General features: G+C 69.1%; 14 protein-coding genes. 9 read left to right on the top strand and 5 right to left on the bottom strand.

Translation table 11 applies throughout. The features are described from left to right. Positions 1-120: 120 nt before the first annotated feature. From ACIG5A_RS37820 to ACIG5A_RS37810, 3 genes are read right to left on the bottom strand one after another with little or no spacing between them, the layout of a single operon-like run. Entirely contained in the window at positions 121-957 is an 837-nt protein-coding gene (locus ACIG5A_RS37820) for a TrmH family RNA methyltransferase (protein ID WP_397249181.1), read from the bottom strand. Next, positions 954-1874 carry a tRNA (adenosine(37)-N6)-dimethylallyltransferase MiaA gene (gene miaA / locus ACIG5A_RS37815; protein ID WP_397249179.1) on the bottom strand — a complete coding sequence of 307 codons (921 nt, stop codon included), beginning with the start codon at positions 1872-1874 and terminating at the stop codon, positions 954-956. The genes ACIG5A_RS37820 and miaA overlap by 4 nt, the downstream gene beginning before the upstream one ends. Continuing rightward, positions 1871-2644: a hypothetical protein gene (locus ACIG5A_RS37810; protein ID WP_397249483.1), complete on the bottom strand. Its 774-nt coding sequence runs from the start codon at positions 2642-2644 to the stop codon at positions 1871-1873. Before ACIG5A_RS37810 ends, miaA begins: the two co-directional genes overlap by 4 nt. Before the next feature lie 265 nt (positions 2645-2909). Between ACIG5A_RS37810 and ACIG5A_RS37805 the strand changes: the two genes are divergently transcribed. Continuing rightward, positions 2910-4286, top strand: a complete 1377-nt coding sequence (locus ACIG5A_RS37805) for a DUF349 domain-containing protein (protein WP_397249177.1) — start codon at positions 2910-2912, stop codon at positions 4284-4286. A 24-nt stretch (positions 4287-4310) separates the two neighbouring features. Here ACIG5A_RS37805 and ACIG5A_RS37800 read toward each other — a convergent pair whose 3' ends face one another. Next, a complete protein-coding gene (locus ACIG5A_RS37800) occupies positions 4311-5048 on the bottom strand; it encodes a hypothetical protein (protein WP_397249175.1) in 738 nt (245 codons plus the stop codon). Next, positions 5045-6613, bottom strand: coding sequence for a tRNA (N6-isopentenyl adenosine(37)-C2)-methylthiotransferase MiaB (gene miaB, locus ACIG5A_RS37795; protein WP_397249173.1), 1569 nt, complete (start codon positions 6611-6613; stop codon positions 5045-5047). Before miaB ends, ACIG5A_RS37800 begins: the two co-directional genes overlap by 4 nt. A gap of 344 nt (positions 6614-6957) precedes the next feature. Between miaB and ACIG5A_RS37790 the strand changes: the two genes are divergently transcribed. The 8 genes from ACIG5A_RS37790 (at position 6958) to ACIG5A_RS37755 (ending at position 15995) form a co-directional block, all read left to right on the top strand. Continuing rightward, positions 6958-7686 carry an amino acid ABC transporter ATP-binding protein gene (locus tag ACIG5A_RS37790; protein ID WP_397249481.1) on the top strand — a complete coding sequence of 243 codons (729 nt, stop codon included), beginning with the start codon at positions 6958-6960 and terminating at the stop codon, positions 7684-7686. Positions 7687-7744: 58 nt separating this feature from the next. Then, positions 7745-8581: a glutamate ABC transporter substrate-binding protein gene (locus tag ACIG5A_RS37785; protein ID WP_397249171.1), complete on the top strand. Its 837-nt coding sequence runs from the start codon at positions 7745-7747 to the stop codon at positions 8579-8581. Positions 8582-8733: 152 nt separating this feature from the next. Continuing rightward, positions 8734-9414, top strand: a complete 681-nt coding sequence (locus tag ACIG5A_RS37780; RefSeq protein WP_397249169.1) for an amino acid ABC transporter permease — start codon at positions 8734-8736, stop codon at positions 9412-9414. Between the two features lie 91 nt (positions 9415-9505). Further along, complete coding sequence (locus ACIG5A_RS37775; protein WP_397249167.1) at positions 9506-10405, top strand: amino acid ABC transporter permease; 900 nt, start codon at positions 9506-9508, stop codon at positions 10403-10405. A gap of 261 nt (positions 10406-10666) precedes the next feature. Beyond that, a complete protein-coding gene (locus ACIG5A_RS37770; RefSeq protein WP_397249165.1) occupies positions 10667-12187 on the top strand; it encodes a flavin monoamine oxidase family protein in 1521 nt (506 codons plus the stop codon). Continuing rightward, positions 12177-13121: a DMT family transporter gene (locus tag ACIG5A_RS37765; RefSeq protein WP_397249163.1), complete on the top strand. Its 945-nt coding sequence runs from the start codon at positions 12177-12179 to the stop codon at positions 13119-13121. The genes ACIG5A_RS37770 and ACIG5A_RS37765 overlap by 11 nt, the downstream gene beginning before the upstream one ends. Positions 13122-13301: 180 nt before the next feature. Beyond that, a complete protein-coding gene (locus tag ACIG5A_RS37760) occupies positions 13302-13673 on the top strand; it encodes a VOC family protein (protein WP_397249161.1) in 372 nt (123 codons plus the stop codon). Between the two features lie 84 nt (positions 13674-13757). Next, positions 13758-15995, top strand: coding sequence for a M20/M25/M40 family metallo-hydrolase (locus ACIG5A_RS37755; protein WP_397249159.1), 2238 nt, complete (start codon positions 13758-13760; stop codon positions 15993-15995). Positions 15996-16009 lie beyond the last annotated feature (14 nt).

Here is a 16009-nt window from a genome sequence, read left to right as displayed (position 1 = left end):
CCGCACGCCCGCATTCTCCCAGCTGTATTTATTGGAGCCCGACGCGGAGCCCCTGCGTGGTGACGCTGCGCTACCGCCTCCGGGCTCGACCGCACCGGGCTGTGTTCCAGCCCGCTTGTCTCACCTGGCAAACGTGCGGCGCTGCCGGGAAATTTCGTACAGCGCGATCGCGGCCGCCGACGGCGCGCCGAGCGAGCTCGCGGTGCCGCCCATCGGGATGAAGACCAGGTCGTCGCAGGCCTCCTGCCAAGCCGTGCTCATACCGCTGGTCTCGTTGCCGATGACCAGGATCGTGGCCTCGGTCAGGTCGTGGTCGAAGATCGCGTGCGGTGCGCGCTCGTCGGTGCCGATGATCCTGGTCGGGATGCCGCGCGCTACCTGCCGGTCCCGGAATTCGAGCACCTGGGCCGCGCCCGCGGCGCGCAGCACCGGCATGGCGAACAGCGATCCGGTGGAGGCGCGCACCGCCTGCGGGTCGAACTGGTCGGCGCCGTGCCCGGTGACGATCACCCCGCTCGCGCCGAACGCGTCCGCCGAGCGGATCAGCGTGCCGAGGTTGCCCGGCGAGTTGGGCCGGTCGAAGACGACGACGATCGGCGCGTCCTCGCCCGGTTCACCGGGTTCGAAGGTATCCAATTCCGGCTGGCGCGACATCGCCACCGCGACAACTTCCGGTATGCCCGTGGACTTTTCGCCGAGTTCGGCCATCAGCTCGGGCACCAGCCCGACCTGCGGCACCTCGCTGGTGTCGAGCAACTCGCGCGCCCAGGCCGACAGGTCGGGCGTGCCGAGGCGGTAGAGCAGCGTCTCCAGCGGCCAGTCGTTGGCGATGGCCTGGGTGATCGGGCGCACGCCCTGCACCAGGAAGCGGCCGTCGCGATGGCGCTTGGTCCGGTTGTTCAGATACGCCTGCCACACCTGGACCGAGGCGTTGCGGGTACTGACACGTCGGTTCACTGTGGAGTCCGTTCTGTGGTGTCGAGCAGCGACAGCGCCGTGCTCACCAGCGCGGGGTCCGCGCCGTCGAGCCAGTGCACCCGCTGGTCGCGGCGGAACCAGGAGCGCTGCCGCCGCACGTAGCGCCTGGTGCCGATCAGGGTGCGTTCCCGCGCCTGATCCAGGTCGTATTCGTTGTCCAGGTAGGCCAGGACTTGTGCGTAGCCGATGGCGCGGCGCGCGGTGACGCCTTCGCGCAGGCCGCGCTCGATCAGCCCGCGCACCTCGTCGACGAGCCCGGTGTCGAACATCAGCGCGGTGCGCAGTTCGATCCGCGCGTCCAGCGCCGCGGTCTCCCGGTCGACGCCGAGAATGACGGTGCCCCACCGCGGTTCGCCGATGCGGGGGGCGGACGCGGCGAACGGCCGGCCGGTGAGTTCGACGACCTCGAGCGCGCGCACCATGCGGCGGCCGTCGGTGGGCAGGATGGTCGCGGCGGCCACCGGATCGGCCGCGCGCAGCGCCTCGTGCACCGCGACGACGCCGCCGTCGGCCAGCAGCCGCTCCCAGCGCGCCCTGACTCGGGGATCGGTCGCCGGGAACTCCCAATCGTCCAGCAGCGCTTGGATGTACATCATCGAACCGCCGACGATGATCGGCGTGCGCCCGCGCGCCATGATCGCGGCCACGTCCGCGGCGGCGGCCGCCTGGTAGGTGGCGACGCTCGCGTTCTCGGTCACCTCGAGCACGTCGAGCTGGTGGTGCGGGATCCCGCGGCGCTGTGCCACCGTCAGTTTGGCGGTGCCGACGTCCATGCCGCGGTAGAGCTGCATCGCGTCGATGTTGACGATCTCGCCGTCGAGCCGCTCGGCCAGCTCGAGCCCGAGATCGGATTTGCCTGTCGCCGTGGGGCCGACGACGGCGATGGGGGTGATCACGGCGTATCACCGTCCGCGGGACGCCATACGCTCACGTCGTAGCCGACACCGAAAGGGGCGTCCTGGTACAGGGTTTCGACGGCCGGGTCGGCGGCGTCGGCGGCGAACAGCCCGGCGAGCACCTGATAGGCGGCACGGCCGGACATGACCAATTCCGCACACAAGGCCGGATCGAGGGCAAGCAACCCGGCCCGGTCGCCGTGCGACAGCGCCCGATCGAGCCCGGCCTGCACCGCCTCGGCGCGCGGATCGAGATAGCCGGGCGCCTTCAGCGACAGCGTCGCCGCGCCGTCGGCGACCACGAGCACGCCGACCGGCTCGGGTGTGCCGTCGAGCACACCGCGCAGCTCGGCGCCGATCTCGGCACAACGCTCGGCGGATGTGTCGGCGGCGACAATGCGCACCGAGACCTCCGAGGCGGGCGCGGCCCGCCCGCGCAGCCAGCCCGCGACCAGCGCGGGCAGCGGTAGCTCGGGGTCCGGCTCGGCGCTCAGGTCACCCATCGCCGCCTCCGACAGCGCGACCCTGACGTCGGCGCCGAAGCCGCGGAAGGTGCCGAGCGCGTCGGCGCCGAGCGCCTGATCCTCGGTTCCGGTGCCTACTACCAGCCATTTTCGGGTTCCGGCCAGCGCGCCGGCGGCCGCGAGCGCCGCTTCGCGCAGCGTCAGTGGTACGTCCGGCTGCCCGATGCCGGGGGTCGCCGCGAGGCCGCCGCAGAGCTCGGGCACCAGGATCGGCGGCGACGGGACCAGGGCCGCAATGGAGAACACCACGTAACCGTAGTCGTTCGCCGAGGCGGTCATACCGAGCACGGGTACCGGCCCGTGGACTGCCTCTGTTCGAGTGTCTCTGCCGCAAACTCGGCCGAGATTGATAGTGTTCGAGGAGCGACATCCCAGGTCATCACGGGTTGACATCCACGAGATAGCGCCACGGGAAGACGTTGATCAATGGTTTGTAAGGCTCGGACCGGGTTCAATGGGATGAGCTAGGGCGTAACCAGGCAGCCGTGACGCGCGGCAGGGACGAGGAGCAATGACCGACAGCAACGGAACCGCGAAGGCCACCCCCGGCGCGACGCCGCGACCGTCCGCCCCGAAGCCCGGCGGCCCGACTCCCGGCGCCCCCAAGCCACACGCGGTCAAACCGACGCCGGGTCCGGCGCAGCAGCATCCGCATCCGGTCGTCGTTCCCTCCGTCAGTGATCCCAGTGCCTGGGGCCGGGTCGACGAGGACGGCACCGCCTGGGTGAAGACCGCGGACGGCGAGCGCGTCGTCGGATCGTGGCAGGCCGGTGACGCCGCCGAGGGGCTGGCCCACTTCGGCCGCCGCTACGACGATCTGGCCACCGAGGTGGCGCTGCTGGAGGCGCGGCTGGCCGCGGGCGCGGACGCGCGCAAGACCAGAGCCGCCGCCACCGCACTGGCCGAATCGCTGCCGACCGCCGCCGTCATCGGCGATATCGACGGCCTGACCACCCGGCTGGCCGCGATCGCCGAGCACTCCGAGGAAGCCGCCGCGCACGCCAAGGAGGAGAAGGACCGGGCGCGGCACGAGCACACCGAGCGCAAGGAAGCGCTGGCCGCCGAGGCCGAGAAGATCGCCGCCGAATCCACCCAGTGGAAGGCCGCGGGCGATCGGCTGCGCGAAATCCTCGACGAGTGGAAGTCCATCCGCGGTGTGGACCGCAAGGTCGACGACGCGCTGTGGAAGCGCTACTCCAAGGCGCGCGAGGCGTTCAACCGCCGCCGCGGCGCCCACTTCGCCGAGCTGGACCGCGAGCGGGCCGCCGCGAAGACCCGCAAGGAAGAGCTCTGCGGCCGCGCCGAGGAGCTGTCCGGCTCCACCGACTGGGTCGGCACCGCGGGTGTGTTCCGCGATCTGCTGACCGAGTGGAAGGCCGCGGGCCGCGCGCCGCGCGAGGCCGACGAGGCGCTGTGGCGCCGGTTCAAGAGCGCGCAGGACGTGTTCTTCGCCGCCCGCAACACCGCGGTCGCCGAGCGCGACAACGAGTTCGAGCACAACGCGGCGGCCAAGGAAGAGTTACTCGCCGCCTACGAGCACATCGATCCGGCCAACGGTCTCGACGCCGCCCGCGCGGCACTGCGTGAACTGCAGGACAAGTGGGACGCGCTGGGCAAGGTGCCGCGCGAGCGCATCCAGGAGCTGGAAGGCAAGCTGCGCACCATCGAGAAGCGGGTACGCGACGCGGTGGACGCGCAGTGGCGCCGCACCGACCCGGAGGCGATGGCCCGCGCGGCCCAATTCCGGGAGCGGGTGGCGCAATTCGAGGAGCAGGCCGCGAAAGCCACCGCGGCGGGCAACAAGCGAGACGCCGAGAAGGCACTCGAGCAGGCCAAGCAGTGGCGCGAGTGGGCCGAGGCCGCCGAAGGCGCCGTCAGCAACCGCTGACGGCGGCGGGGTAACCCGGCTCGATCAGAGCTCACCGGTCCGGCGGCGGCGATCCTGCTCCTCCGCGGCGGCAGCGGCATTGCGCCGCTGTTCCTCGGCGGCCAGGTGCAGGGCCGTGCGGCTCCACACCACCTTGATCCAGTGGAAGGTCAGCACCGCGGCGGCGATGGTGCCGACGATCAGCCCGATGCCGGGGCCCGCGCCGTGGTAGTTGCCGAGCCCCGGGGTCTGGCGATGCCAGATCGACAGCACACCGAAGACGGTGGCGACGGCCGTGCCCGCCACCGCGATCCAGGCCAGCGCCCAGCGGCGCGTCATCAGCGCGAGCAGCGAGAACCCGATCGCGAAGACCACGGTGAACCACACGAAGATCCGTGAGGGCAGGCCGATGTGCTCGAGCCGGGTGACATCGGTGCCGAGCAGTACGTCGAAACCGCGCGCCGCGCCCGCGTGCGGCAGCACCAGCGAAAGCAGCAGCACGAACACCGAGCCCGCGACCACCATGGCGCGCACCCCGGGATCGATCTCCCCGGCGATGCGGCGCTCGACGCCCTCCAGCTCATCGCGGAACTGCTCGAAATCCTTGCTCTCGACCGGGTTCACGGCGGGTGCGTCTCCTTTGTCCGTATCGGTGCCGACTTCCTCCGCCGAGTCAGTCGGCTCGGCGGGGCCGCCGGTTCCCGGCCGAACCTCGGGATTCGCGATGGGTTCGCTCGCGGGCTCGGGCCCGTCGTCGCGGCGCTTGTCCTCGCCCGTGCTCATGCGTCGCAACCGGTGGCGCAGCCGCCGACCACAACGGGTTGCGGTGCGGGCGCACCGATTCGGGGCAGGCCGAGGCCGACGCCGATCGGTTCGGTCTTCGGGGTGATGCCGCGCTCGTGCGCGTCACCCGCCCTGGTCCGCCGGTGACTCTTGATCGCCGAATCGGCGATCAGGTGATGCGGCGCGGCATCGGTCACGTCGACGGTGATGATGTCGCCGGGGCGGATGGTCTCGGCGGTACCGCCTGGACGGAAGTGCACCAGCCTGCCGTCGCGGGCCCGCCCGCTCATCCGCGCGGTCGCGGCGTTCTTCTTGCCCGCGCCCTCGGCGACCAGCAGTTCCACCTCGGTGCCGATCAGCGCGCGGTTCGCGTCGAGGGAGATCTGCTCCTGCAGCGCGATCAGCCGCTCGTAGCGCTCCTGCACGACCGCCTTCGGCAGCTGGTCGGGCATCTCGGCGGCGGGCGTGCCTGGCCGCTTCGAGTACTGGAAGGTATAGGCGCTGGTGAATCGAGCCTGGCGGACCACGTCCAGCGTCTCCTGGAAGTCCTCCTCGGTCTCGCCGGGGAAGCCGACGATGATGTCGGTGGTGATCGCGGCGTGCGGCATCGCGGCGCGGACCTTCTCGATGATGCCGAGGAAGCGGGTCTTGCGGTAAGAGCGGCGCATCGCCTTGAGCACCCGATCCGAACCCGATTGCAGCGGCATGTGCAACTGCGGGCAAATATTCGGGGTCGCGGCCATCGCCTCGATCACGTCGTCGGTGAATTCCGCGGGATGCGGCGAGGTGAAGCGCACCCGCTCCAGCCCGTCGATGCCGCCGCAGGCGCGCAGCAGTTTGGCGAAGGCGCCGCGGTCACGCTCAGGCGCGGAGCTTGCGGAGCGCCCATTCAGCACAGCGTCGGGATCGGCGAAGGACGCGCCGTAGGAGTTCACGTTCTGCCCGAGCAGCGTCACCTCCAGCACGCCCTGGTCGACCAGAGCCTGCACCTCGGCGAGCACGTCACCCGGGCGGCGGTCGACCTCCTTGCCGCGCAGCGAGGGCACGATGCAGAACGTGCAGGTGTTGTTGCAGCCCACCGAGATCGACACCCAGCCCGCGTAGGCGGATTCGCGCTTGGCAGGCAGCGAGGAGGGGAACGCCTCCAGCGATTCGAGGATCTCGACCTGGGCTTCCTCGTTGTGCCGCGCCCGCTCCAGCAGGACGGGCAGCGAGCCGATGTTGTGCGTGCCGAACACCACGTCCACCCACGGCGCCTTGCGGACGACGACATCGCGGTCCTTCTGCGCCAGGCAGCCGCCGACGGCGATCTGCATACCGGGCCGGTCGGCCTTGATCGGCGCGAGATGGCCGAGGGTGCCGTAGAGCTTGTTGTCGGCGTTCTCGCGCACCGCGCAGGTATTGAAGACCACCAGGTCGGCCGTCGCGCCCGGCGCGGCCTTCACATAGCCCGCATCCTCGAGCAGGCCGGACAAGCGCTCGGAATCGTGCACGTTCATCTGGCAACCGAAGGTGCGGACCTCGTAACTGCGTGCTCCCGCCACAACCTGTCCGATCGAATCCACCCACCTAGGGTACGGGGACGTGCGAACCTGGTTTCCAGCGCATCGGCGCCTCCCGGGGGCCGAGCGCACGCACACCTACGGAATGTGACCGAGAGGTGTCCGAACGGTGCGCGATGACGCGTCGATGATGCTCGTGATCTGCATGTGATGACGAGTGTTACCGGGGTGTGTCGTCGAAACTCGGGCAAATCCGGTTTTAGCCCTTAAGGTCTTGGACCATGACCGACGACGCCGCCGCGCCCGACACGACCGGGATCGACAACACCGGGGACGCAAGCGCCGACACCAGCGCGCCGACGATCTCCGTGCAGAAGGACGCTACCGCCACCGGAAGCGCCGCACCGATGATCTCGATGCGCAACGTGGACAAGCACTTCGGTGAGCTCCACGTGCTGCGCGATATCAACCTCGAAGTCCCCAAGGGACAGGTCGTCATCGTCCTCGGGCCCTCGGGTTCGGGGAAGTCGACACTGTGCCGCACCATCAACCGCCTCGAGCCCATCGATTCCGGCGATATCGCCATCGACGGTGTCCCGCTGCCCGCGGAGGGCCGCAAGCTGGCCCAGCTGCGCGCCGACGTCGGCATGGTGTTCCAGTCGTTCAACCTGTTCGCCCACAAGACCATCGTCGAGAACGTGATGCTCGCGCCGATGAAGGTGCGCAAGACCAAGAAGGAAGAAGCCAACAAGCGCGCGATGGAGCTGCTCGACCGGGTCGGCATCGCCAACCAGGCCGACAAGTACCCGGCGCAGCTCTCGGGTGGTCAGCAGCAGCGCGTCGCGATCGCCCGCGCGCTGGCGATGAGCCCGAAGGTGATGCTGTTCGACGAGCCGACCTCGGCGCTGGACCCGGAGATGGTCCAGGAGGTGCTCGAGGTGATGGTGTCGCTGGCCAGGGAGGGCATGACGATGCTCGTGGTCACCCACGAGATGGGGTTCGCCCGCAGGGCGGGCAACCGGGTCCTGTTCATGGCCGACGGACAGGTGGTCGAGGATGCCGAGCCCGAACTGTTCTTCACGGCACCGAAATCCGACCGCGCCAAGGACTTCCTCGGCAAGATACTGAGCCACTGACCTCGAGTCGGCAGCGCTCCTGAAGCCAACGAAATACACGAGAGAGAAGGAAAACTCGATGAGGATCAACCGTGCGCTTCGGCTCGGTGTCGGGGCGGCCGCCCTGGCGCTGGCCGCCGCAACCACCGCGGCCTGTGGTGGCGGCGAGAGCAAGTCCGCCCTCGATCACGCCAAGGACGGCAAGCTAACCGTCGGCATCAAGTTCGACCAGCCGGGTCTGGGCCTGCGGAACAAGGACGGCTCGTTCAGCGGCTTCGACGTCGAGGTCGCCAAGTACGTCGGAAACAAGCTCGGCGTCAAGACCGAGAACATCACCTTCAAGGAATCGCCGTCCGCGCAGCGCGAGACGCTGATCGAGAACGGCCAGGTCGACTACATCGTCGCCACCTACTCCATCAGCGACAAGCGCAAGGAGAAGGTCGATTTCGCGGGTCCGTACTACGTCGCGGGTCAGTCGCTGCTCGTCCGCGCCGACAACACCGACATCACCGGCCCGGACAACCTGAAGGGCAAGAAGGTCTGCTCGGTCAAGGGCTCGACCCCCGCGGGCAACATCGAGAAGAACTTCCCCGACACCCAGCTGCAGACCAACGACACCTACTCGCTGTGCCTCGAGGGCCTGCGCGCCGGTTCGTGGGACGCGGTGAGCACCGATGACATCATCCTGGCCGGCTACGCCGCGCAGAGCACCGGCGCGTTCAAGGTCGTCGGCAAGCCGTTCACCACGGAGAACTACGGCATCGGCCTGAAGAAGGGCGACAAGGACCTGCGCACCAAGGTCAACGACGCGATCGAGGAAATGATCAAGGACGGCTCCTGGAAGAAGGCGTTCGACTCGACCGTCGGCCAGTCCGGCTACCAGGCGCCGCAGCCGCCTACGGTGAACCGCTACTGAGGTTCCCCGCGTGGGTGGTCCGGGCCTGCCGGACCGGGCCACCCGCCGCATCTCCCCACGCCGAATCCGGCATCTCCGGCCGCTGCCACACCCGGTAGCTCAACCATTGCCAGACCAGGCACATCTACTTCGATCGGAGGGACGCGTCCGCCGTGTTCGACCTGATCTCCAGGTATGACGACCAAATCCTCGACGCCTTCTGGGTGACGATTCAACTCACCGTCCTGTCGGCCATCGGGGCATTGATCCTGGGCACCATCGTCGCCGCGTTGCGAGTGTCCCCCGTCCCGGTCGCCCGCTGGGTGGGCACCGCCTACGTCACCATTTTCCGCAACACCCCGCTGACGCTGATCATCGTGTTCATGTCGCTGGGTCTCTACACCACCATGGGCTGGCGGCTCGCGCCGGAGGGTCCGAATTCGGTGGCCCAGAACAACTTCCGCTTCGCCGTCATCGGTTTCAGCATCTACACCGCGGCGTTCGTGTGTGAATCGCTGCGCGCCGGTATCAACACCGTCGCGATGGGCCAGTCCGAGGCGGGCCGCTCGCTGGGCTTCAGCTTCCTGCAGAACCTGCGCCTGGTGGTGCTGCCGCAGGCATTCCGCTCGGTAATCGCCCCGCTGGGCAGCGTGCTGATCGCGCTGACCAAGAACTCCACCATCGCCTCGGCGATCGGTGTGGCCGAGGCGTCCAACCTGATGGCGAAGATGATCGACACCGAGGCCGCGCTGCTCGCCATCGGCGCGATCTTCGCGCTCGGGTTCGTGATCCTCACGCTGCCGACCGGCCTGCTGTTCGGCTGGCTGGCCAAGCGATTCGAGGTGGCCCGGTGAGTGCGCAAGACCAGCCAATCGACTACCCGACTCGAACTGCCAATTGCACGCCCCCGACGCAAGGGGAGTCGCGTCTCGAGGTGATCGCCCAGTGAGTGCACAAGCGTCAGTCCTGTTCGACGCGCCCGGCCCCAAGGCGCGCGTCCGCAACCACATCTTCTCCGGCATCGTCGTCATCCTGGTGGCGTTCGCTCTGTGGTCGCTGTACCGCGGTTTCGCGGACAAGGGCCAGTTCACGGCGGAGAAGTGGAAGCCGTTCGTCGACATGGACGTCTGGACCACCTATCTGCTGCCCGGCCTGAAGGGCACCGTGGTCGCGGCACTGCTGTCGATCGTGCTCGCGCTGGTGGTCGGCATGGTGTTCGGCATCCTGCGGCTGTCCGATCATCGGATCGTGCGCATGGTCGCGGGCACCATCGTCGAGGTGGCACGCGCCATCCCGGTGCTGATCCTGATGATCTTCCTGTTCGCCCTGTTCTCCGATTACAAGGTGTTCAAGGTGGACGACCTGGCGCTCGGCGCCGTGGTGTTCGCGCTGACCATCTACAACGGGTCGGTCATCGCCGAGATCGTGCGCGCGGGTATCAAGTCGCTGCCCCGCGGTCAGACCGAGGCCGCGGTGGCGCTCGGCATGCGCAAGGGCCAGCTGATGCGGTTGATCCTGCTGCCGCAGGCGATCACCGCCATGCTGCCCGCGCTGATCTCGCAGATGGTTGTCGCGCTGAAGGATTCGGCGCTCGGTTACCAGATCACCTACATCGAGATCGTCCGCTCCGGTCAGCAACTCGGTGCGGCGCAACAGAATACGATCCCGGCGCTGATGGTCATCGCCGTCGTGATGATCGCGCTCAACAGCGCGCTGACGTTCATCGCGACGAAGGTGGAGCAGCGGCTGCGGGTCCGCAGGAAGACACGCGGCGGCGCGGTGCTCGCCGCCGATTCGGTCCTGACCGACGCCGCGCCCGGCGTCGATCTGGCGGGCACCAAGTAGCACCGACAGCATCGCTGCCGACTCGACCGAGCATGTTCGGACGGGTCGGCAGCGTGCTTTCCGGGACAAATCGGAGATAGCTCCCCAACGGGACAATCGCCACGGAATGGACTGCGGCGCAAGGCTCTCGGTGTTGTGCTCATGGTGAGCGCAACCCTCGTCTCGCGGACGGCCTACCGCGAGGCTCGTAGCCACCGACCCCCCGGACAGCCTCCCGGCGGGACGGTCATCACCGAGACCGAACGCGGGAGTTGATGATCGATGGCCAGCCGTACCTCCGATGTCCTATTCGACGAGTCCTACGCTTTTCCCACCGAACTTCGCCGCCGCAGCCATGCGGGTCCGGCCAGGGTGGCCGTGATCGGGGCAGGCGCGAGCGGCTTGGCGGCCGCCTACGAGCTGCAACGGCACGGCTTGGACGTCACCGTGTACGAGCGCACCGCCCAGCCGGGCGGCCGGGTGCGTACCAAGCGCTTCTGGGACGGCACGCACGGTGAGCTCGGCGCCATGCGGATACCGGGAAATCACCACTGCACGCTGCACTACGTCTACGAATTCGGTTTGACCACACGGCCTTTCGTGAATGCCAACCCGGACGCCTACTACCTGCTGCGCGGCAAACGGGTGCGCAGATCCGAGGTGGATCAGGTGCTGCCCGCCTACCGGCTGGCGACCGGTGAGCAGCGGGATCCGCTGCTGCTGCTCGAACAACTGCTGCGCGACGCCTGGTCCGGGCTCGGCGATCATCGGCGCAAGGCGCTGCTCGCCGGTGATGTCGCCGACCCGGAGCTGGACCGGCTCGCCGCCACCTCGCTGTGGCAGTTCGCCCGCGAGCGGCTGTCACCGGACGCGTGGGATCTGATCGGGCACGCCAGCGGGCTGCTGCACTACGAGCACGCCTCGCTGCTCGAGGTGCTCGTCGACTACTTCGGCCTGTTCAACGTGGACCAACTGGAGCTGGTCGACGGTACGGACGCGCTGATCCACGGTTTCGCCGACGCACTGCGGCCCGGCAGCCTGCGGCTGTCCACCAGGATCACCGAGGTGCGCATCGACGCCGACGGCGTCCGCCTCAGCGGTGACCGCCACGGTGCGCCGATCGTCGACGACGTCGACTACGTGGTGTTCGCGGTGCCCGCGACCGCGGTCGATCAGATCGACATCTCCCCCGCACTGCCCGCCACCCAGCGCCAGGCGGTGCGCGGCATCAGCTATGCCAGCAGCACCAAAACCCTTGTGCACGTGCAGGAGCGGACGTGGGAGCGGCGCGACGGCATCTTCGGCGGCGGTAGCTTCACCGATCTGCCGATCCAGCAGGTCTGGTATCCGTCCGACAACGCGCGCCGGGTCGACGGCGAATCCCGCTGGGTGGCAGTGGATCCCGAGCGCTCACGTGGGCCCGCCGTGCTGACCGCCGCCTATCTGTGGGAGAGCAACGCCCGCCGGTTCGCCGCGCTGCCCGAAACCGACCGCACCAGAATCGTGCTCGGCTCGCTCGAGAAACTGCATCCCGGAATCACCTCGTCGGTCGATGACGTCGTGCACTGGACCTGGGACGAACAGGTCGGCATCGGCGGCGGCGCGTTCGCCTACCTCTCGCCGGGACAACACACCCGCTATCTCGCCGAAATCGGTGCGCCGCACCCATATTCGGCGCCGCGGGTGTTCTTCGCCGGTGAGCACCTCTCCGTCGCGCACGCCTGGATCCAGGGCGCGCTGCAATCCGCGCTCGGCGCCGTCGGGCAGGTACTGGATCAGGTGAGCGTGCCGCGTGCGGCTTGACCGCGCGAGCTGGGTACTCGCCTCGGTGAGCGCGGTCTGGGGCGCGAGCTACACCGTCACCGGATGGGGGCTGCGTGAACTGGATGTGGTGGGCTACAACGCCGTTCGCTTCGCCGCCGCCGCACCGCTGCTGCTCGCGCTTGTGCTCCTCACCGAGGGCAGGCCGTGGCTGGCACGGCGCTGGTGGCCACGGCTTGTGCTGTCGGCGGTGGTCGGCATCGTGGCGTATCAGCTCACCTTCAGCGCCGCCGTCGCGCTCACCACGGTCACCGAATCCGCGATCCTGATCGCGCTGTCCCCGTTCTGCACGGCGCTTTTCGCGACGCTGACCGGGGAGCCGGTGCGGCGGCGGGTGGTGGTGAGCGCGGCGATCGCGCTGGCCGGTGTGGTGCTGGTGGTACTCGGGCGGCACGGGGGTGCCGGCGCGAGCAATCGCGCGCTCGGCGATCTGGCCGCGGTGGCCGCCGCGCTGCTCTGGGGCGCGTATCCGGTCGTCACACGGCCACTGCTGGCACAGCACAGCCCCCTTCGCGTGACCGCGTGGGCGTCGTCGATCGGTGCGGCGCTGCTCGTTCCGGCGGCGCTGCTGCTGCCGGGGAGGTCCGTCTCGCTCGCGAATCTGTCCGGGCTCACCTGGTTCTCGCTGGCGTTCTCGGTGCTCGCGGTGACCATCTACGGTCTCGTCGCCTGGTATTGGGGTGTGCGGCGGGTCGGCTCGGCCCAAACCATGGTCTTCATGTTCGCGGTGCCGGTGACGGCGGCGGTATTCGCCGTGGCAACGGGCGCCGAACACATCACCCGGTGGCAGGTCCTCGGCGGGGTCATCGTGCTCGCGGCCCTGGTGTACAGCCAACGGGATCCGCAGGTCCTCGACGAAGGAACGGTCCATGACGATCACCACCACCTCGATCACGCCGGCGCGGGCGGCGGGTGAAACGCGATAGGCGCCACTGGAAGTCCGATGGATTTCTGCCGACAGTTCGCCCGCACCCCCGAGGCGCGCCGCCACCGGCATCGCGACGGCCGAGCGCCCCAACCGTCGTGTCTGCGTGTGCGAGGATCTCGACAAGCCGCCCTGCGCCAGGGACCGCCGAAGCCACCCATGGAGGCACCCATGCTCGACCACCTCGCGATCCAATGTGCCGATGTCGCGGTCAGTGCCACCTTCTACGATCAGGTGCTCGCCCCGCTCGGCGGGACCAGGCTGATGGATTTCGGTCAGGTCATCGGCTACGGCAACCCGCCGAAACCCGACTTCTGGCTCGGCCCGCGCAGCACCGGCGACGGCTTCCGTGAATCGCATATCGCCTTCGCCGCACCGGATCGCGCCGCCGTGCACGCCTTCTTCGACGCGGCGATCGCCGCGGGCGCCGAAATACTGCACGAGCCGAGGGTGTGGCCGGAATACCATCCCGCGTACTACGGGGCGTTCGTCCGCGATCCGGACGGCAACAATGTCGAAGCCGTGTGTCACCGACCGGAATGAGCGTCGTCGTCGGGAGCGAGACGGAGTCATCCCATCGACGGATCCGCGCGACCAGGCTCGCTAACTACGATCGGGAACGTGCGAATGGGTTCCCGTCTCTCCGGTCTGCTGGCTTTCGCGATCTTGCTCGCTGTGGTCGTAGCTACAGCGTGGACCCAGCAACCGCACGGGCACCGGCCAGAATCCGCGCCCGCGGACGTGTTCAGTGCGGGCCGGGCGATGCGGGTCATCGAGGAGATCGCGCAGCGGCCGCACCCGCTCGGCACCGCCGAACACGACCGCGTCCGTGACCATCTCGTCGCGGAGCTGCGAAAGCTCGGTCTGGAGACCGAGATTCAGGAAGGCGTCGGCCACTATCCCTCGACGCTCGTGCGCGAGGTCGAGGGCATGGGGCGGATCGCCAATATCGTCGCCGAACTGCCCGGCACGAACTCGACCGGAACCGTCTATCTCACCGCGCATTACGATTCCGTCGCCTCGGGACCCGGCGCGAACGACGACGGCGCCGGGGTCGCGACGACGCTGGAAACGGTGCGCGCACTGCGGGCCGCCGGTACCGGATTGCGCAACGACATCGTCGTCCTGCTGACCGACGGTGAAGAAGTGGGGCTGCTCGGCGCGGAAGCCTTTGTCGCGGCGGGCAAGCGCAGCGGCGTGGTGATCAACCACGAGGCCCGCGGCGCCGGCGGGCCCGCGCTGCTGTGGCGCACCACCCGGCCCGACGGCGCGCTGATCGATACGGTCGCCACCGCGCCGCACCCGAATACCGACTCGCTGACCACCGCACTGGCCGGTGGGCAGACCTCGAGCAATACCGACTTCGCCTCGTTCGAGCCCGGCGGACTCCAGGTGCTGGACTGGGCCTACGCCGGGAAAAGCGCCTACTACCACAACCGATTCGACGATCCGGCGCACGTCGATCGGGCCACCCTGCAGCAGCTCGGCGACAACAGTCTCGCGCTGGCCCGCGAATTCGGCGGCAAGGACCTGGCCGACCTCGCCGACGGTGGCGACCGGGCGTACTTCCAGCTGCCCTTCGGCATCCTGGTGGTGCTGCCGCTGTGGGTGATCATCGCGCTCGCGGTGGCCACGGTGCTCGGCGCGGCGTGGGTGGTCCGGCAGGCCCGCCGCGGCGGCGAGACCAGCATCGCACGGGTACTCGGCGCCACCGCGACGGCATTCGTCGCGGTGCCGATCGCGATGGGCGCGGTGTACGGGCTGTGGGAGGCGCTGAAAGCGATCCGGCCGGAGTATCGGCCGCTGTTCGTCGATCCGTACCGGCCCGAGCTCTACTATCTGGCGATCATCGTGCTGTCCGCGGCCGTCGTCGGCGCGTGGTTCGCCGTGGCGCGCAAGGTATTCAGCGCCTCGGCCGCTGCCGCCGGAATGCTGTGCTGCGTCGCGGTACTCGGTGCGGCGGCCGCGGCACTCGCGCCTGCCGCCGCGCAGGCGCTTGTCGTCCCTGCGTTCTTCGCCACGGTAGGAGTGCTCGCCACCTTCGTGGTACCCGAACGCTGGCAGCTGCCGGTGCTCACCGTCTTCCTGGTACCCGCCGCGATATCGCTCGGCGGCTACTGGTCCGCGGCGCAGACCGGCATCACCAGCACGCCGTTCCTGGTGGCGCCCGCGGTGGTGCTGCTGGGCGGCCTGCTCCTGCTGACCCTCGCCAAGGCCTGGCCCGCCCGGCGCGGATGGGCGATCCCGTTGACCACGTTGACCCTTGCCGCCGCACTCGCCGCGGCCGGGCTGGTCGTCGACCGCTTCGACGACGAGCATCCGATGTCGTCCCAGCTCATCTACGCGCTCGACGCCGACCGCAACGAGGCGCAGTGGCTGTCGAAGGTGCAGCCCGATCGCTGGACCGACGGCTTCGTCGGCGCGACCGCGCCGGAGGCGCAGTTCGCGACGCTGTGGCCGACCGCGGTCGCCAGCGGACCGGCATCGGCCCAATCACTGCCCCGGCCCACCGCCGAAATCCTTTCCGACACCACCGAATCCGGGCAGCGCACGGTCCGGCTGCGCCTGCACACCCTGCGTGGCGCCACCATTCTCGGCCTGCGCTACGACACCGCGCCCCGCACGCTGCGAGTAGCCGGCCGCGACCTGAACCCGGTGCCCACCAAGGGTTTCTCGTTCTCCGCACCGCCCGCCGAGGGCATCGAGGTCGAAATCACCGCCCCCGCAGGCCCATTGGCGCTGCACGTGCTCGACTCCACCTGGCTCCCCGACTCCGGCCTCGACATCTATCGAAACCCGCCGCCGGACATCTACTTCCGCCAGGACAGCCTCGCCACCGTCTTCGCCACCATCCCCGGCCTCTGAAACCCCTGCCGCGC

Origin of the sequence: Nocardia sp. NPDC052566 (assembly GCF_044547285.1) — a bacterium.
Classification (GTDB): Bacteria; Actinomycetota; Actinomycetes; order Mycobacteriales; family Mycobacteriaceae; genus Nocardia.
This window is presented reverse-complemented; position numbering and strand designations above follow the sequence as displayed.